This window comes from Aminobacter sp. Y103A, from assembly GCF_030294925.1.
GTDB classification, from domain to species: domain Bacteria; phylum Pseudomonadota; class Alphaproteobacteria; order Rhizobiales; family Rhizobiaceae; genus Aminobacter; species Aminobacter ciceronei.
Window position 1 is genome coordinate 14,994 of record NZ_AP017988.1, and the last position, 16,613, is coordinate 31,606.

Annotated in this window: 17 protein-coding genes and 2 pseudogenes; 10 read left to right on the top strand and 9 right to left on the bottom strand. The window is 59.5% G+C overall.

The window, feature by feature from the left end:
• Window positions 1-4: 4 nt before the first annotated feature.
• The 3 genes and pseudogenes from istA to Amn_RS29980 form a co-directional block, all read right to left on the bottom strand.
• Window positions 5-1,046 (bottom strand): annotated as a pseudogene (gene istA, locus Amn_RS29970) (IS21 family transposase); the annotation flags it as partial.
• Between the two features lie 287 nt (window positions 1,047-1,333).
• Entirely contained in the window at window positions 1,334-1,663 is a 330-nt protein-coding gene (locus Amn_RS29975) for an ArsR/SmtB family transcription factor (protein WP_286299380.1), read from the bottom strand.
• Window positions 1,650-2,111, bottom strand: coding sequence for an SRPBCC family protein (locus Amn_RS29980; RefSeq protein ID WP_286299382.1), 462 nt, complete (start codon window positions 2,109-2,111; stop codon window positions 1,650-1,652). Before Amn_RS29980 ends, Amn_RS29975 begins: the two co-directional genes overlap by 14 nt.
• Before the next feature lie 653 nt (window positions 2,112-2,764).
• Here Amn_RS29980 and Amn_RS29985 point away from each other — a divergent pair.
• Together Amn_RS29985 and Amn_RS29990 are read left to right on the top strand one after the other, a co-directional pair.
• The gene (locus Amn_RS29985; protein ID WP_286299383.1) at window positions 2,765-4,540 is read left to right on the top strand and encodes an SLC13 family permease; all 1,776 of its coding nucleotides are present in this window, start codon (window positions 2,765-2,767) and stop codon (window positions 4,538-4,540) included.
• A gap of 132 nt (window positions 4,541-4,672) precedes the next feature.
• Window positions 4,673-4,912: an isochorismatase family protein gene (locus Amn_RS29990; RefSeq protein WP_502874784.1), complete on the top strand. Its 240-nt coding sequence runs from the start codon at window positions 4,673-4,675 to the stop codon at window positions 4,910-4,912.
• A 76-nt stretch (window positions 4,913-4,988) separates the two neighbouring features.
• Here the strand turns inward: Amn_RS29990 and Amn_RS29995 are convergent.
• Window positions 4,989-5,090: pseudogene (locus Amn_RS29995) on the bottom strand (IS5/IS1182 family transposase); the annotation flags it as partial.
• 109 nt (window positions 5,091-5,199) lie between these two features.
• Between Amn_RS29995 and Amn_RS30000 the strand changes: the two are divergent.
• Window positions 5,200-6,234, top strand: coding sequence for an IS110 family RNA-guided transposase (locus Amn_RS30000; RefSeq protein ID WP_202330503.1), 1,035 nt, complete (start codon window positions 5,200-5,202; stop codon window positions 6,232-6,234).
• A gap of 663 nt (window positions 6,235-6,897) precedes the next feature.
• Here Amn_RS30000 and Amn_RS30005 read toward each other — a convergent pair.
• Window positions 6,898-7,200: a DUF982 domain-containing protein gene (locus tag Amn_RS30005; RefSeq protein WP_286299385.1), complete on the bottom strand. Its 303-nt coding sequence runs from the start codon at window positions 7,198-7,200 to the stop codon at window positions 6,898-6,900.
• 785 nt (window positions 7,201-7,985) lie between these two features.
• Here Amn_RS30005 and Amn_RS30010 point away from each other — a divergent pair.
• Genes Amn_RS30010 through Amn_RS30035 form a run of 6 tightly spaced genes read left to right on the top strand, consistent with a single transcriptional unit; the run spans window position 7,986 to window position 11,351 of the window.
• A complete protein-coding gene (locus Amn_RS30010; RefSeq protein WP_286299387.1) occupies window positions 7,986-8,309 on the top strand; it encodes a BufA1 family periplasmic bufferin-type metallophore in 324 nt (107 codons plus the stop codon).
• A gap of 32 nt (window positions 8,310-8,341) precedes the next feature.
• A complete protein-coding gene (bufB, locus tag Amn_RS30015; RefSeq protein ID WP_286299390.1) occupies window positions 8,342-9,274 on the top strand; it encodes an MNIO family bufferin maturase in 933 nt (310 codons plus the stop codon).
• Window positions 9,249-10,061: an HvfC/BufC N-terminal domain-containing protein gene (locus Amn_RS30020; protein ID WP_286299393.1), complete on the top strand. Its 813-nt coding sequence runs from the start codon at window positions 9,249-9,251 to the stop codon at window positions 10,059-10,061. The genes bufB and Amn_RS30020 overlap by 26 nt, the downstream gene beginning before the upstream one ends.
• 34 nt (window positions 10,062-10,095) lie before the next feature.
• Window positions 10,096-10,569, top strand: a complete 474-nt coding sequence (locus Amn_RS30025) for a DoxX family protein (RefSeq protein ID WP_286299395.1) — start codon at window positions 10,096-10,098, stop codon at window positions 10,567-10,569.
• A gap of 25 nt (window positions 10,570-10,594) precedes the next feature.
• Window positions 10,595-10,852: a GDCCVxC domain-containing (seleno)protein gene (locus Amn_RS30030; protein ID WP_286299397.1), complete on the top strand. Its 258-nt coding sequence runs from the start codon at window positions 10,595-10,597 to the stop codon at window positions 10,850-10,852.
• Window positions 10,853-10,877: 25 nt separating this feature from the next.
• Window positions 10,878-11,351 (top strand): YHS domain-containing (seleno)protein, encoded by a 474-nt coding sequence (locus tag Amn_RS30035; RefSeq protein ID WP_286299400.1) that lies wholly within the window; start codon window positions 10,878-10,880, stop codon window positions 11,349-11,351.
• A 16-nt stretch (window positions 11,352-11,367) separates the two neighbouring features.
• Here the strand turns inward: Amn_RS30035 and Amn_RS30040 are convergent, their stop codons facing one another.
• The 4 genes from Amn_RS30040 to Amn_RS30055 form a co-directional block, all read right to left on the bottom strand.
• Window positions 11,368-12,306, bottom strand: a complete 939-nt coding sequence (locus tag Amn_RS30040) for an IS481 family transposase (RefSeq protein WP_286299402.1) — start codon at window positions 12,304-12,306, stop codon at window positions 11,368-11,370.
• Between the two features lie 970 nt (window positions 12,307-13,276).
• Window positions 13,277-13,528 (bottom strand): hypothetical protein, encoded by a 252-nt coding sequence (locus Amn_RS30045; protein ID WP_286299406.1) that lies wholly within the window; start codon window positions 13,526-13,528, stop codon window positions 13,277-13,279.
• 22 nt (window positions 13,529-13,550) lie between these two features.
• Window positions 13,551-13,796, bottom strand: a complete 246-nt coding sequence (locus Amn_RS30050) for a DUF982 domain-containing protein (RefSeq protein WP_286299409.1) — start codon at window positions 13,794-13,796, stop codon at window positions 13,551-13,553.
• Window positions 13,797-13,818: 22 nt separating this feature from the next.
• Window positions 13,819-14,253: a hypothetical protein gene (locus tag Amn_RS30055; protein WP_286299411.1), complete on the bottom strand. Its 435-nt coding sequence runs from the start codon at window positions 14,251-14,253 to the stop codon at window positions 13,819-13,821.
• A 194-nt stretch (window positions 14,254-14,447) separates the two neighbouring features.
• On the opposite strand from Amn_RS30055, the gene Amn_RS30060 reads away from it, so the two are divergent.
• Entirely contained in the window at window positions 14,448-16,283 is a 1,836-nt protein-coding gene (locus Amn_RS30060; protein WP_286299414.1) for an SLC13 family permease, read from the top strand.
• Window positions 16,284-16,613: the final 330 nt, after the last annotated feature.

Genomic DNA, 16,613 nt, shown 5'->3' on the forward strand with positions numbered 1-16,613 from the left:
TCAAAAGTCGGACAGATTCACCACTTTCGTGTCGTGACGCCGGGACGCTATAGCGATTGCGCTCCAGATGCACGAGGCAGGTTGGGGTGACCCGTTTCGTATATTCGACAAACCCATCGAACGACCTGGAAACAGGCATGAGAGCTGGAGCTTCATCGGCCCAGATGTCGGCAATGGTGCCACGCATCTGACCGTGTGGGGTCCTTGCCCAGAATTCCTTGCATCGAAGCTCAAGCCAATCATTCAGCGCTTCCAGTGATGGAAAGCGCGGAATCGGTTGAAAGAAGCGATGACGCGCGTCCCGAACGTTCTTCTCGACCTGTCCCTTCTCCCAGCCGGATGCAGGATTGCAGAACTCGGACTCAAACAGATAGTGACTGGCCATCGCCAGGAAGCGGACGTTGACGTCGCGCTCCTTGCCACGGCCAACCCTGTCGATCGCCGTGCGCATGTTGTCGTAGATGCCTCGGCTAGGGATGCCGCCAAAGACGCGGAATGCATGATTGTGCGCATCGAACAGCATCTCGTGCGTCTGCAGGAGATAGGCCCGGACGACGAAAGCGCGCCTGACTTCTCAGCTTCGTATGCGCCACCTGCAACTTGGTGCGCTCGTTACCGATAATCGCCCAATCCTCAGACCAGTCGAACTGGAAGGCTTCACCTGGCTCAAATGCCAGTGGGACGAACGTGCCGCGTCCTGTTGTCTGGAGTTCTCTCTGCCGGTCCACCTTCCATTCTCGAGCAAAGGCGGCAACACGGCAGTAGGAACCGTCATAGCCGAGGCTCACCAGATCGGCATGTAACTGCTTCATCGTCCGCTTCTGCTTGCGGCTCTTTTTCGTTTCTGTCTTCAGCCAGGCCGATAACCGATCCGCAAATGGATCAAGTTTACTCGGCCGCTCCGGGACCTTGAACTTCGGCTCCACGCCGTCCAGGCGCAGGTATTTGCGGATCGTATTCCGGGATAGGCCAGTCCTGCGGCAAATCTCCCGGATCGATATCTGCTCTCGAAAATGCCAGCGTCGGATTACGCTCAGTAACGCCATGTCGATCACTCCAGAGCCCCCGCTGAAACCATGCAGGGGATGATTGAAACATGGGTCAATTCTCAGTGATAATTTCCCGCCATCCCGGGTCAGCTCTCAGCGCAAATCAACACCCCTGGGAGGCAAGTTCACGGCGGTCAAATGCCCAATTATTGGGGATGGTAGGCCGATCCTACACCCGCTCAGCGATTGGATCCCAAATCGGGCGCGCTGACTACGCTCCCGACCCATTAACGTAGCGTAGTTGATCCGCGACGGTCGCCTTTGCGGGAGGGTATTTCCTGGAATTATTCCTCAACGAACGCCTTCAATCTTCCAATGTTTTGGTCCCATTGAAGCGAGGCGCGGGCCAAGAAGTCTCTGGCTTTCGAGATTGGATCAGGCTTGATAGTGAACCGTGTTTCTCTTCCGATGCGCTTTGAGTGGACAATGCCAGCCTGCTTCAGAACTCGCAGGTGCTTTGTCACCCCCTGACGCGTCAGCTTCAGGCCCTCCGCAAGTTCCGTAATCGAATGTTGCTGTCCATCGCTCAGCCGGGAAACGAGCTCCAGGCGGGTGACATCTCCCAACGCCGAAAATACTGGTGCTGATTCAATACCGTCGCTAGCTTTCAGCATGAGATTTCACGTTATCGACCTGCGTGTCCCAACCCTCAGAGCTTGAACGCAGGATTTCCAACCGCTTTGATTCTGGAAATTGTTGAAAGCCGGATTCTGTGATGACGAGCCGTGTGCCGGACTCGATTGGGTTCAGACGAAATTCGACCAGCACTTTCGCCTTCTCACCATACTCCGTATCCGGATCCACGGCTGAAGGAGACCAAGAAAAAGAAAACAAACGCTCATAGTCCATAGCTTCTGTTACCGACACCCATTTCACATGCTCATGCCCGGGATAAGTCATCGTCCCCGTTGTCGTCTCTCCAACGGCGAATCCGTTATCGAGTCGGACTCGAAACCACACTCCAAATTCACTTGGATCAGTGAGGGCTCGCCACACCCGCGCGACGGGCGCAGCGAGATCGACCGTTTTTTCAATTCGGTCTTGATCTTTATGGATTGGCATTTGGCAACCTCTTGGTTGCCAGTACGGTATTGGGCGGGCGCATTGAACGCAACCGCTTGGTTGCTTTTTTAGCGTCCGAACCTCAAGCATCTGGAAATGGCCAGTACTTGGGCAATCCGGTTTGGGCGCCATCGGAGGCAGCAATTGGCTGGTCGGGCCTGCCTAGAATTTTGACGTCCCCTCTGCCGAAGGGTGGCTAGGCTTTTAAGGGTGGGCCAATATTAACTGTCGACGATGCATCCTGAGCATCTGCGGGCATGTATTGAGTACCGCGGCAGACAATAGGCCCCGTCATCGCAAGATGGCGGGGCTTTCGCGTTTTGCCTGCTCTGCGCCAGTGATCTCTTTTGGCGCGTGGGAGTCTTCCAGGATTTTTCGGGGCCGTTGGAGGCGAAATCGGAATCAGACGGATACACCATGTGCTCGAGGCGCTCTCCTGTCGTTCGCGTCGGCCCGGGAACTTGTCTCCCGTTGGCGCGTTGCTCGCGTCTGGTAATACTACTGACTCCAAAGCGGCAGGGGCGGAGTCCTGATGAGCGCCTGCAGTATCGCCCTCGATGACAGGCTCTGGATGGAGCCGGCGGCACCATGGCAACGAAGACGTCCACCAATGCCTAGCCATCGACTGTATTGGCCATGAGTGCGTGTTCGGCATGACTGCAGAGCAAGGCCTGGCGCTAGGAATCATTGCTCTGATGATGGCTGCGTTCGTGTGGGATCGCTTTCGTTACGATCTCGTCGCGGTCGGAGCGCTCTTGGCTGCCCTCGCGGTGGGGATCGTACCTTTCCGGACCGCTTTCAGCGGGTTCAGTGACGACATCGTTATCATCGTTGGCAGTGCGCTGTTGGTTAGCGCAGGAATTGCCCGCTCAGGCATCATGGAATGGTCGATCCGACGGTGGGCACCGAATGTCAGTTCGATACGCGCCCAGCTAGCACTCTTGGTGATCGTGGTTACGGTCCTCTCCGCCTTCGTCAAGAACATTGGCGCCTTGGCGATCATGATGCCGATCGCGTTCCAGTTTGCCCGCCGTTCCAAAGTTTCGCCATCGGTTTTCCTGATGCCGATGGCATTCGGCTCGCTGATGGGCGGACTGATGACACAGATCGGAACGTCACCCAATGTCGTTGTCTCTCGAATGCGCGAAGAAATCACCGGCGCCGCATTCACAATGTTTGATTTCACGCCTATAGGCGCAAGCCTCGCTACTGCGGGCGCAGTTTTCCTCATCTCGTTTTACTGGCTTCTGCCGGAGAGAACGCATGGGGGCATGTCCATGCATGAAGCGCTCGACATCCAGGATTACGTGACCGAAGCCAAGGTCGACAAAGGCTCGATTGTTCTCGGCAAGACCGTCGGGGAGTTGTTGAGGCTGTCGGATCAGGATGCTGTCGTCACGTCGATCATGCGTTCGGATGGTCTTCGAGTTACACCGTTCCCTGACGCAGTGCTGAAGGAGGGAGACATCCTTCTTATCGAGGGCGATCACGAATCCCTCGACCGATTGGTGGCCCAAGCAAAGCTGAGCGTCACGGGCGATCGCGACCCGGCGTTCTTTGAAGGCAGGGGATTGGAGGCCGAAGCGATTGAAGCGGTTGTCGGCGAAAATTCAAGCCTGGTTGGCTGGTCTGCGCAACGCCTGGCGCTGTACGATCGCTTCAACGTCAATCTTCTGGCCATCAGCCGCAAGGGTGAACGTTTGCAGGAGCGTCTGGGCACCCTGAGCCTGCGTCCTGGCGACGTAATCATGCTTCAGGGAAATCGGCAGGCATTGCCTCGGATCCTGCGTGAATTGGGCTGCCTTCCGCTGGCGGAGCGGCCCATCCACCTTGGCAGTGGTCGTCAAGGGATTATCCCGGTCGTTATACTCATTGCGGCAATGGCCGCTACAGCAGCTAGCTTAGTCCCGGTTCCGGTCGCGTTTTTCGCGGCCGCCGCTATGATGGTGTTCCTCAAGGTCATACCCATTCGCGAGGTCTACACGGCGGTCGACGGTCCCATCTTGGTCATGCTGGCGGCTCTGATCCCTGTAAGCGATTCCTTGCGCAGCACAGGTGCAACCGATGTCATAGCGGGGTGGCTGACAGGAGTGGGAACAGCGTTGCCGCCATATGGCGCCTTGGCACTCATCGTCGTGTCGGCGATGGCCGTGACTCCTTTCCTGAACAACGCAGCGACCGTGCTTGTCATGGCGCCGATAGCGGTGGCATTCGCCCAAGGCCTTGAGTATCGGCCAGAAGCATTCCTGATGGCGGTCGCGATCGGCGCCGGGTGTGATTTCCTGACCCCAATCGGTCACCAGTGCAATACCCTCGTTCTGGGGCCTGGGGGCTATCGCTTTTCGGATTATCCGAGACTTGGCCTTCCATTGTCGGCCTTGATTGTCCTCATCTCGGTTCCAATGCTGCTGTTGGTGTGGCCGATCTAGACGTCAGTCCTCGTGTGCGATGTTGCTCGACGGCGGGCCCTTAGTTCAATTGCCGTAACCCGGGAGTGATCCGGAGCCCGATGGCCATCGCCGCCTTGTGGTTCACCTTGGACGGAAGGGCGGCTCGATGCATTGCCGAAGGATTCGGAGATCAACGCTCTCGTTATTACTGGCGGGGAAACTGACGTATGCGTCCTGGCGACCGTGCTTGGTGCGATCGACGGAGGCTTTCGCGTGGTCCTTGTAACGGACGCTCTTTGCAGATCCTCCTACACCACCCGATGCGCTGATGGAATTGTATCAGCGAACAGGCCGAAGCTGCCCCGTGCAGGAAGTCCTTTAGGGATGGCACCAGGTCGAGCTTCCAGTTGATAGGCGACCTGCAGTGGCCAAACGAAAGCAGGGAACATTCCCGAATTTTTTCCGTTCGTAGTCTCGTGTGGAACTTGTCGCGGCCCGATGAGCCGCGTGTGCACTTGTCGCCAATGATGTGGGGCGACATCCGCTCCCACTGATCATCCCGAAGGATCAGACGATCCAGAACCCCCATGGCTACCTCCAAAAGACAGCCTTGATGAGGTGGACGCCCCCTCGCGCCGGCATCGATGTGCCTTAAGGTGGCCGTTGATGATCGGAACCACCGAGGAAGGAGCGTTTACATGAAGGTTACAACGATTGGGCTCGACTTGGCCAAAAGCGTATTCCAGGTTCATGGCATTGCCGATGACGGCACCGTCGTCGTGGTGAAGAGGCTGCTCAGGAAGCAGATGATCAATTTCTTCTCCAAGCTTCCGAACTGTCTGATCGGCATGGAAGCCTGTGCGACGGCGCATCATTGGGCGCGAGCCCTGGCGGTGCTGGGGCATGAGGTCAAGCTGATGCCGCCCGCCTATGTCAAAGCCTACGTGAAGCGGGGCAAGAACGACGCCGCGGATGCCGAGGCGATCTGCGAAGCCGTCCGGCGCCCGACCATGCGCTTCGTTCCAGTCAAGACGCCAGAACAGCAAAGCATCCTGATGGTTCATCGGACCCGAGCCTTGGTCGTGCGCCAGCGCACCATGGCTGCAAACGCCCTGCGGGCGCATCTGGCGGAGTTCGGACTGGTCTGTAACCCGGGTGTGGTGAACCTCATAAAGCTGATGCGTGCCGTCTTCGACGAGCATGATCCACAGACTATGCTTCCTGAGATGGCGCAGGTGGCGATGACGACGCTGGTTCGCCGGCTCCTCGAACTGGAAGACGAACTCCGGAAGCTCGACAAGGTCTTGCACGAATGGCATCGCCAGAACGAAGCGAGCCGGCGCCTGGCGGCCGTTCCTGGCATCGGCGTGATCACCGCGACGGCGATCGTGGCCACCGTCAGCGAACCCGGCCAGTTCCGCTCCGGGCGCCAGTTCGCAGCCTGGCTCGGCCTCGTCCCCAAACAGAACTCGAGCGGTGACCGACAACGTCTCGGCGGCATCTCGAAGCAGGGAGACCGCTATCTTCGCCGGCTGCTTGTCGTCGGCGCTACGGCCGTGATCCGTCACAACCGGGGCAAGCAGACGCCAGGAGCCCAGTGGCTGCAATCGTTGCTGGCGAAGAAACCGGTGCGGCTGGTCTCGGTCGCTCTCGCCAACAAGACCGCGCGGATCGCCTGGGCTCTTCTCGCCCGCGGGCAGCAGTTCAGCCCATATCGGATCAGCGCCTGCTGACGGCCGCCAGCCGCTACAGGCAAACACAGGAATTGGTGACGGCAGAACGTGATGCGAGATGATCGACCAAGAACGAGAACACCCCGTGTGATTCAATGCGTCTCGAATGCGCCAGCTTGATCAGGGATCTCGTTCGCGGATTTCCATCAGGGCCAGCGGAAACTGCTCCGCACAAACAGGCCGGACATATGAAAGCGACCGATCAGAAGCTCACCAAAAGCCATTGCCAATCAGGGGCGTCCACATATGAATCTGATTTGGTCGCTCATGGGAATCCCAAGAGTCCACACGGCCTAGCCGACCAACGCGGGAAATCAATCGATCAGGTCTCAAGGTCGCATGCTGCTCTCCAGCAGCATCGACTATGTTCTGAGGGTCTACACGCTCGGCAAGTCAACCAACGTGCCAGTATTGTTCGGATGTTCGGCTCTCTGGGTTTAATATTCGCCATTGTATTTTTCGGGATATTCCACCAAAGCTGTTCGTAATCGCCTACAGCATCTTCGTTGAATGGATAACGTCCCGATAGAGGAGCGCAGTAACCATACGCCACCTCCACGGGGTTTCGAGAGCGTGCAGCTTTAGGCAGCTTCTAATCGCGGCAGACGGTCATTCAGCACGCGAAGAGCATCACTTCTTCCTCAGAGGCAGGGCCTTCAAGCTTCAGAGAGGCATGCCAGGGCCGCGTTTGGGCACGATCATCCACGGCTCTATTGGCACTGGTGTGTGCCGCAGGATCCCGGCCGAGCGCGCGAAGCTAGCGAATGCACTCCGTGCGACATCTATGGGAACGCGATCGTCGCGTGCGAAACAGCAAGCGCGGGAAGCTACGTCGTAGATCGAGCCACGCCGATGTTCCGGCCATTGGGCCAAGAATTGCAGCGCATCCTCGATGCTGCTGATGTCCCGGATGACATTGTGTGCATCCTTGACATGTACAGAATGCTCGAATGTTTGAACGATCATCACTTCCTCCCGTTTCTTAGACGTTTTTGAGCAAGCGCTTGCTTCCGCTTACGTAGCGGCAACCAAAAAATGGCAATCGTGAGCAGCCCAGTCAAGAGATGCCATCAGGGGCTGCTGATCACCGGAACGCATCGTTGGACCGTGAAGACGTCGTCGAGATGGGGCCGACCGACGCTTCGGAAGCGGCGGTAGCCAACGTGTATATGTAGAAGCCGAACTTTAGCGTCCTGGGCTATTCCAACTGCATGAAACGCTCGCGGGGGTGATGGTGGAAATGCTACGCCGCCTCCTTCGGAGGAGAGGCCATAGCTTACAAGCGAAAGGCCTGCCGGAGGGGGTCACGACAGGCCCGCTGCTGGAGCGGTGGGGCGTGTGGGGACACAAGGTACCCGCTCCGACATGAAAACGCTTGGGTAGAGAATATGTTCCTTCTTTGAAGCGAATCCAGGGTGCGCCATACTTCCTACGCGCGTAGCCGGACAGCAGCCTGATGGCTGCATTGGCGGAGGGCGAAGTCCTGACAGCCGTCGCAAACAAAGGAGAAGTTGCGGCCCGCCACGTCAGGCGTAGAACCTTCGGTGCAGACGGGACGGCGCGAAAGGCTGCGGCTCAGCCTGCTGCCACGAGACACAGTGGTGAGCCTTTATCAAGCTCTGGACTCCCATCCAAATGCGGCCGCTGGGATCACGAGCTTGTGACATGGGCTTCGGTAACAGCTGTCGGCTTCGGCGCGAATTGCCAATGCGGCCCGCGTTCGCGCGCCGTGCAAGCATCGGAGGAGAGTCATGACTGCAAGATCGACCATAGGCACCGCCTTCCTAGCCAGTGCCGTCGCCACCGCGCTCTCATCGTTGGCAGGTGCAGCGCCGCTTACGGAAGCACAGGTAAAAACTGCGATGGACAAGGGCATGGAGAAGTGCTTCGGCGTTGCGCTGAAGGGCCAGAATGACTGCGCAGCCGGACCGGGCACGACCTGCCAAGGCACTTCGACTGTCGACTATCAGGGTAACGCCTGGAAATTTGTCGATGGCGGCACCTGTGCCTCGATGAAACTACCGGGAGATCGCATGGGGTCACCCGAGGCCCTGACACGCGACGTTCCGTCTTAAGGCGGCCTATGCGCCGGGACAGTGAGGGAACGATGGACGGCGGAGGCAGAACCTCGCGTCGCACCGGAACGGAACGGTTCCCGGCGCATCCGATCGATGGCCTTGCGGGCACCAGCTTCAAGCATGAGCATCTTGCCGGCATTGTCGCCGGCGGCATTCAGCAGATTTTCTTTGAGGTGCACGCCGAGAACTACATGGGTGCTGGCGGCCCACCCCACCATGCACTTGAGCAGATCCGCAACAACTACCCGCTGTCGCTCCATGGCGTTTGCATGTCGATCGGCGGTCCGCAACCGCTCGACCAAGCCCACCTGAACAGGTTCAAGACGCTGATCGACCGCTACGAGCCAGCCCTGGTTTCTGAGCATCTCGCCTGGTCCACCCATGCCACGACATACTACAACGACCTGCTTCCGCTACCCTACACGCAAGCTACGCTCGACAGCGTTTCTGACCACATCGACCAGGTTCAGGAGAGAATCGGCCGGCCTATCCTTCTCGAAAACCCCTCGACCTATGTGGTCTTCAAGGAGTCGACGCTGGCCGAGACCGAGTTCATCCGCGAACTCGTGAGGCGGACGGGGTGCGGCCTGCTGCTGGACCTCAACAACGTTTTCGTGTCGGCTACCAACCAAGGCTATTCGGCAATCGGCTACCTGAACGACTTCCCGCTCAAGCACGTTGGCGAGATCCATCTCGCTGGCCACTCCCGGCAGGCCGACGACGAAGGCCGTACTCTTGTCATCGACAGTCACGATGGCCCCGTGGCCGATCCGGTGTGGAAACTGTTTGAGACGGTGATTGGCGGTATCGGACCTGTTCCAACGCTTGTCGAATGGGACAGCGCCATCCCGGATTGGCCAGTGCTGCGAGCCGAAGCCATGGCGGCACAACAGATACTTGATCGCCACCTGCAGCCACTCAAATCGGGGATAGCCCATGCGCCCGCCCGAAGAACGGCTTGAGCTTCGGAAGCTAGAGGCCTCCTACGCAGCCGATTTCGCGTCGGCACTGCTCCACCCCGCACGCGCCACGCCCGCCGTCGTCGCCGGACCGAACGGCAGCGGTGTCGAAAGGCGCTACAACGTTTATCGCAACAACGTCACCGTCAGCCTGATCGACGCGCTTTCAGCGGCGTTCCCGGCCGTCCTTCGCATTACCGGACCGGACTTCTTCCGCGCCATGGCGAGATCGCACGTCCGGGCGGCACCGCCGACGTCGCCGCTGCTGTTCGAGTACGGCCGTGGTTTCCCCGCATTCATCGACGGCTACGAGTATGCTCGGCAGATGCCGTGGCTGGCCGACGTGGCTCGAATTGAACGCGCCTGGCTCGATGCCTATCATGCGGCCGACGCGGCACCTCTTCGACCGGAGCAGCTTGCCAGCGTACCACTCGACGCGCTTGAAAGCACGCGGTTCGAGGCACATCCGGCGACCCGAATCCTGCGTTCGTCCTTTCCGGCAGTCAGCATTTTTGCGGCCAACCGCGTCGACCGCCCGGTCGGGGCTATCGATGCGACCGGGCCGGAGATCGCGCTGGTAACCCGGCCGGCGCTCGAGGTGGTCGTGGCCCGCATTGCTCCCGGCGCAGCAGCGTTCCTGGACCGTCTTGTCGAGGGAGCCGCGCTTGGCGCAGCTGCCGACGCGGCGTTCGCCGCCGATCCCGATTTCGACCTCGCCCTCGCCATCGCCGGAATGCTTGAGGCGGGTGCATTCTCCACGATCGCGGCGGAGGAAGACTCTGATGCCTGACGCGTCGATAGCCGGAGGATTGGGAGCAGGCCTCATGCGCTTCGCCGATAGAGGAGTCCGAACAATTGCCGCTCCCTGGCTGGCACAATTGGTCCTGCGCCTCGGGCTTGCCGTACCCTTCTGGCGATCCGGCATCAACAAATGGGACGGTTTCTTGCAGCTGAACGAAGTCGCGGTCCTGTTGTTCAGCGCAGAGTTCAAGCTGCATCTGCCGGGCGGCCCGTACGACTTCCCTGCTCCTGCTGTCATGGCATTTGCCGCGGGCGCGGCCGAGATCGTGCTTCCGATCTTGCTCGTGCTAGGCCTGGGCACGCGGTTCGCCGCGTTCGGGTTGCTGATCATGACGGCCGTAGTACAACTGACGGTGCCGGACGGTTGGCCTCTGCACATCACCTGGGCGGCGATGGCGCTCGGCATCATGGCGTGGGGCCCTGGGCGGATATCACTCGATCATTGGTTCGGCTTCGATAGACATCCCACGCGGGCTTCCCTCAGCGAGCTAAGCTGATCGACACCGCCACGAGGACGATCGCATGACTGTCCTGACCAGCATCATAACATGTCCGCGGTGCAGATACAGCATGACCGAGTCGATGGCGCTTGATGCTTGTCAGGTGATCTACGAATGCCAGGGCTGCGCAACAGTCATGCGTCCGCGGGCCGGAGACTGCTGTGTCTTCTGTTCATATGGGTCGGTTCCATGCCCCTCGAAGCAGATCCCATCGATACTCGATGGCGATTTGCCCGAAGGGATCGAACCCAGGGGATTGTGCGCTTCGTCGTCGGACTGAACTGCGGTTGGAAGGAGTGCCTGAGTTGGAAAGACGCTATTTCGTATTGACCTTCGCTGCCATTCCATTTGCCGTTGCTACCTCGTTCACCCCATGGGCCAAGGAAGCTCATGCTGAGGAACCCATGGTTTACACAGGCCAACTGCCCGGTATCGGGGCCGGAGGTCATGACGTGGTTGCCTATTTTGTCGACGGTCGGCCTGTTAATGGGACGGCGGCGCACACAGCCGTACATGAAGGTATCGTCTACCGCTTCGCCAACGCTGCCAATCGACCTCGTTTCTCGAAGTCACCGACGCAGTATCTGCCCCAGTATGGCGGCTACTGCGCTTACGCAGTCAGCCAGGGTGCGACAGCATCAGGCGACCCGAACGCGTGGGCCATCGTCGATGGCAAGCTCTACTTCCAGCACTCCAGAAGCGTCCTTTCGAAATGGCACAAGGACACGGTGGGCAACATTGCCCGCGCAGACAGGAACTGGCCGGAGGTCGTTCAGTAGTCGTCACCTGTCATGCCTAGGTGTCGTTTCCAAGAAGGTTGTTCAGTCTTTGGAACGGGCTGATGCCTCCAAGGGCCGAGTGTGGGCGTGCCAGGTTGTAGTTGGTTGCCCATTGGTGAATGGCCTTGGCGCGTTCGTTCGATGAGGCGTATGGCCTGGCATAGGCCCATTCGCGCAGCGAAGTCTGGATGAAGCGCTCGGCCTTGCCGTTGGTGCGCGGGGTGTAGGGCCTTGTGCGGATGTGTCGGGCACCGGCACCTTGGAGTGCCTGGGCGAACAGTTTGGAGCGATACGCCGAGCCGTTGTCGGTCATCACCCGCTCAACCCTGGCGCCCAGCCTGGCGTACCAGGCCAGTGCCCGGTTGAGGAACCCGGTGGCATCATCCCGGCCCAGGCTTGGCAGCAGTTCGACATAGGCGAGGCGGGACGCATCGTCGATGGCGACATGCAGGTGTTCGTAGCCGATGCCTCGGGCGCGATGATGGCCTTGGTGCTGGCCCGTGATCCGGTGGCCAACGCCGTCGATACGGCCCAAGGTCTTGATGTCGATATGGATCAGTTCGCCCGGCCGCTGCCGTTCGTAGCGCAACACCGGGGGCCGGGGATCGAGCCAGGCCAGCCGGTTCAGTCCCAGCCGGCGCAGCACCAAGCCTACCGTCGAGCGCGCCAGGCCCAAGGACCGGGCAATCGCCGGCCCGGTCATGCGCTGGCGCCGCAACTGCTCGATCCGCGACACCTGCATGGCTGCCAGCCGATGCCGGCAGCGGTGCGGCGCTGAACTGCGATCGTGCAGAACCCGGTCGCCGGCCCGGTAGCGGTCGAGCCAGCGATAAGCCGTTCGTTCCGAAACCCCGGCCGAACCGGCACCACGCCGCACGCTCCAGCCCTGTTCAATTCGTTGCACCAAAAGCACTCGACCTGACGGCGTCAGACGCGCATTCTTATGGACGTTCATTCGGGGAGCTCCACTGAAGGTTGGTTGGCTTCGCAACCCCAGCTTCTCAGTCCCTCCTCGAATGAACAACCTTCATAGCTTCGACACCTAGGTATCCTGACGGGGTGTCGACGAAGCTGTATCTCCGCCCTATCGCGCCTATGTAGCCACCCAGCATCCCCCGAAGGTGCGGATATCCCGGTCGCCACTAATCCACCCTTGGCATTGGATGCGCCTCGCCAGCAAATGAGGGGGCATGAAGACGCTTCATCGATCACAAAACCGTGCCGTCCAGGATCGGGCCACTGGTTCTTGCGTTGATAAAGGAGGTCAACCGGGAGCAGATCATGACCACGAATCGTCCTGATCGTCGAAGGCGGCGGAGAGCCTGCCCAACCGCAGGAATATGAGTTCGATCAAAAACTCGACCGGGGTTGAAGCGAAGCAGTAGTCCTCATCAAGCGCTACTGTCCGTGACGAAGCAAACCTGACTCGATAATGGCGAAACTGCTGTTCGGCTGCCGGGGCAGGTCCCAAGCATCAATTCGAAATATGGAGCATCCAAATGCCAACTGATTACAATTCGCCAAAGCGGGACCCAGAAGAAGAGCGCACTGAGCTATATTTTGTGTGCTTTACGATCTTCGCTGTAGTTGGTGCACTTGCTCACGGTGCGCCGGCCCATTTTGTATTCCTGGCACAAATTCTTCCGTGACCTAACTTCGCCGAACCGACGAGACTCGAGGTCGCGTCAATGTCGTCGGCGAGCCCTTGCTCAGCTAGCTCTCCGAGGGCTGTTTGCATACTTGCCGCGAACACTAGGACGACCTGACCTCTTGCGTGAATTCAGAAGCCGCCGACACTTTCGCGGCAGAGCCAAATCAATCGGTCGACACCCCGCTGCGACCTGGCGCATTGCTGCGTCCCGTATTGTCCTGCTTCCGCCCGACGGAATGCCGCCCGGGCGTTCCTCCCAGCCCGGGCGGCAGCTTCAGGAAATCGCCACTGCCGACCCATTTCCCGAAGTCTTATCCAAGATTTTCCGCCGTTCGGCGCACCATTCCGGGGGCAATTGCTCCGGCTGTGCCATCGACAGCCCCAGTCTTAGCGCCTCCTTTGGGCAGCCGGCGAAACGGGCCGTTTCCGGCGTGCCGCCGAAGTGATTAACCCGGATCCTGCCGTCCTTCTTGCTCATAACGATGCCAATTGTCCTCAACGTCTCCTGCACTTCACGGTACTTCATCCCCACCTCGTTTCTTTGCAGTCTAGTAGATGCGCCGTCCGGCTTCTTTCACGGCGGCGACAAATGCCCTGCGGGCATCCCTGGTGCGACGCAGGCCGTCGAGCGCATCCCGGCATGTGCGAAGCGCCGAGCGGTAGCGCGGCCCGGATTTGGCTGGCTTTCTCTGCGCCAGCCATTCCAAAGCTTCCCAGGCCGAACCGATCGTTCGCCTGCCGGCCGAATCCCTGCGGGCAATGACAACAGGTGGATCAAAACTCTTGTAAACCATCTCATTGGTCCATTCTGCGTGCCTAGCCGTCGGCGGTGGTCGATGCCGCTGCCTCTTGGGCGGGGATGCCGTCCATGGCTGCAAGAGTGGCGGCGCACATTACGTCCGCTCCCTGTATGTCTTCAGCGCCAAATCGAGCCCAGCCGCCATCCTTGACGAAGTCGTCCTGCTGCCAGGCACTGAGCGTCTTGAGTTCGGTCAGCTTCTGGGTGGCATCGCTATCGGCGATGAAGCGATGGACGCATTCGGAAGCGGCGAGTTCTGCTCGTGCATCACGGGCTGCAACGGCAGCCATTAAACGCGCTGAGCCGCCTGTGACCCAGCCGCCGGCCGTAAATCCGAGTATTATCGTAGCAATGGCCGTCAATATCATCGACCAGGCCATAAATTTCTTCGTCGGACTGTAATCATACAGCCAGTTCCAGAAATCAATTTTTTCATTGTTTGCTTCGTTCATGACGGGCTCCTTCTGCATTTTTGTTTTCTTTCAGATCGAGCTTCACGAATTATAGCACAATGTATCAATCCGTGGGGCATTCATCACGGGAACGTGAAGATGTGTTACAACGTGCAAGTTCCTTGTGATTGATCCAGTCGCCTTGACGCGTCTTCAGTGTCCGTCCAACATCGCCAAGCGTGGGGCGCGGGCAAATGACACAAGACCAGGTCACGATTGTCGTAATCCTTTGTGCAACCGTGACAGCGTTCCTCTGGGGGCGAATTCGGCATGACGTTGTAGCCCTGTCAGCTCTTCTTGCCTGTGTCGCCGCTGGCCTTGTCCCGAGTGAGGCAGCCTTCGCGGGGTTTGGCCATCCAGCCGTCATTACTGTCGCATGCGTTCTGGTCTTGAGCGGTGCCTTGCAGGCAACGGGCGTCGTCGATGCACTCGCCCGGTTCATCCTCCCAACGGCCACGGGCCGAACGGCAACCATAGCGTCGCTCACCGGACTGGCAGCTGTTCTGTCCGGCTTCATGAACAATGTTGGCGCGCTGGCCCTGTTGATGCCGATCGCCATACAGGTTGCCAGGCGCCTGGACCTTCCACCGGGCAGGGTGCTCATGCCCCTGGCTTTCGGATCGATCCTCGGCGGTATGACGACCCTGATTGGAACGCCGCCCAACCTCATCGTTTCTGGCTTCCGTGCGAGCGGGTCCGGGACGAGTTTCTCCATGTTCGATTTCGCGCCGGTCGGCATCCCTGTGGCTGCGGCCGGGTTGGTCTTTCTCGCGCTGATCGGCTGGCGCATGGTTCCCGCTCGCGAACGCAAGGGCACCGACAGCTTCGAGGCGGGAGCATATCTGACGGAGGCGCGGGTGCCTGAGGCTTCCAAGGCCGCCGGCATGTCGCTTCGGGACCTTGAGACGGCCTTGAACGATGCCGATGCGCAGGTCGTCGGGCTGATCCGCAACGAGTTGCGGATCCCGGCGCCAAATCCTTACCGCGAAGTGCGGGCCGGCGACATCCTGATCATAGAGGCCGAACCGGAGGCGCTGTCGAAGGCGCTATCACTGCTCGAACTCAAGCTCGAGGAAGACGTGAAAGAGGGAAGCAACAGCGAAGAAGCCGCTTCGGCGGAAGGGGCCGACGGAGACCAGCAGAAGCCAAGGCGGCTGGCGGCGCTGCAATCCGATGAGGTGGTATTGACTGAACTGGCCGTCCGTCCGCTGGCCGATATCGTTGGCCGATCCGCCAGTGACATCAACCTGCGCACGGCCTACGGCATCAATCTGCTAGCATTGGCGAGGCAGGGGCAGCGATCTCCTGAACGCCTGCGGTCCCTGCCGATCATGGCCGGGGACGTTCTTCTGATGCAGGGAACAATCGATGCCATTTCGGACTTCGCCAACCGGTTCGGATGCATCCCGCTCGCTGAAAGACCTTTGCGAATTCCCGATCGGGCCAAGGCAGTCTACGCGTCGGCGATTATGCTGGTCGCCGTTGCAGGTGCGGCCTTCGGATTGGTTCCGGCTGCCATTTCGTTTGCAGGCGGGGTCGTTGCGGTGGTGGTTGCCGGGGTGCTGCCCGCACGACGCCTGTACGATGCCATCGACTGGTCTGTCGTCACCCTGCTTGCGGCGCTCATTCCGGTGGCGGCTGCCATGGCCTCAACTGGCGCAGCAGATATCGTTGCCACGGCGATGCTCGAGGGTTTTGCCGGGCAATCTGCGGTCCTGGCTTTGACGGCAATTCTGGTGGTCACGATGATCCTGTCCGACTTCATGAACAATGCAGCAACGGCAGCGGTAATGTGTCCGATCGCGCTTGGTGCTGCTTCGCAGCTGGGGGTCGGCACCGATCCGTTCCTGATGGCTGTGGCGGTTGGGTCATCCTGCGCATTCCTGACCCCGATCGGACACCAGAACAACACGCTGATCCTGGGGCCGGGCGGATTCCGCTTTGGCGATTATTGGCGCATGGGTGTGCCGCTTGAGGTGCTTGTCGTGTTAGTGGGCATACCGATGATCCTTCTGGTCTGGCCACTCTAGGGGGGGCATGTCCAAGATCGCGCGGAAAAACGGCTTCAACGAAGAACGACACACCAGACATGCTCGACCCCATGGACTTGTAGCCGGCATTCGCGGTCCGGAGCACCTGCCCGTAAGTTACCGTGAAGTGAATTGACTTCACAAGGCATTTGTTCCTATTTCGTTCTCATGTCTCAGCCGAACAAGACAACACCGTTTCCGCTATCCCAGCTGAACGATGCCCGTGAACGAAATCTAACAGCCTTGGCCTCGGTCGATGTCGCCACAGGCATGGGCGGCAGCTGGATCTACGCCGGAACCGAGCTCGGTCTCACCCGCGTGCCCGACCGT

Excerpts from the sequence above, each read along its gene's own strand:
- Amn_RS29975 (WP_286299380.1), bottom strand. The coding sequence starts at position 1,663 with ATGCTGAAAGCTAGCGACGGTATTGAATCAGCACCAGTATTTTCGGCG.
- Amn_RS29980 (WP_286299382.1), bottom strand. The coding sequence starts at position 2,111 with ATGCCAATCCATAAAGATCAAGACCGAATTGAAAAAACGGTCGATCTC.
- Amn_RS29985 (WP_286299383.1), top strand. The coding sequence starts at position 2,765 with ATGACTGCAGAGCAAGGCCTGGCGCTAGGAATCATTGCTCTGATGATG.
- Amn_RS30000 (WP_202330503.1), top strand. The coding sequence starts at position 5,200 with ATGAAGGTTACAACGATTGGGCTCGACTTGGCCAAAAGCGTATTCCAG.
- Amn_RS30005 (WP_286299385.1), bottom strand. The coding sequence starts at position 7,200 with ATGATCGTTCAAACATTCGAGCATTCTGTACATGTCAAGGATGCACAC.
- Amn_RS30010 (WP_286299387.1), top strand. The coding sequence starts at position 7,986 with ATGACTGCAAGATCGACCATAGGCACCGCCTTCCTAGCCAGTGCCGTC.
- bufB (WP_286299390.1), top strand. The coding sequence starts at position 8,342 with ATGGACGGCGGAGGCAGAACCTCGCGTCGCACCGGAACGGAACGGTTC.
- Amn_RS30020 (WP_286299393.1), top strand. The coding sequence starts at position 9,249 with ATGCGCCCGCCCGAAGAACGGCTTGAGCTTCGGAAGCTAGAGGCCTCC.
- Amn_RS30025 (WP_286299395.1), top strand. The coding sequence starts at position 10,096 with ATGCGCTTCGCCGATAGAGGAGTCCGAACAATTGCCGCTCCCTGGCTG.
- Amn_RS30030 (WP_286299397.1), top strand. The coding sequence starts at position 10,595 with ATGACTGTCCTGACCAGCATCATAACATGTCCGCGGTGCAGATACAGC.
- Amn_RS30040 (WP_286299402.1), bottom strand. The coding sequence starts at position 12,306 with ATGAACGTCCATAAGAATGCGCGTCTGACGCCGTCAGGTCGAGTGCTT.
- Amn_RS30045 (WP_286299406.1), bottom strand. The coding sequence starts at position 13,528 with ATGAAGTACCGTGAAGTGCAGGAGACGTTGAGGACAATTGGCATCGTT.
- Amn_RS30050 (WP_286299409.1), bottom strand. The coding sequence starts at position 13,796 with ATGGTTTACAAGAGTTTTGATCCACCTGTTGTCATTGCCCGCAGGGAT.
- Amn_RS30055 (WP_286299411.1), bottom strand. The coding sequence starts at position 14,253 with ATGAACGAAGCAAACAATGAAAAAATTGATTTCTGGAACTGGCTGTAT.
- Amn_RS30060 (WP_286299414.1), top strand. The coding sequence starts at position 14,448 with ATGACACAAGACCAGGTCACGATTGTCGTAATCCTTTGTGCAACCGTG.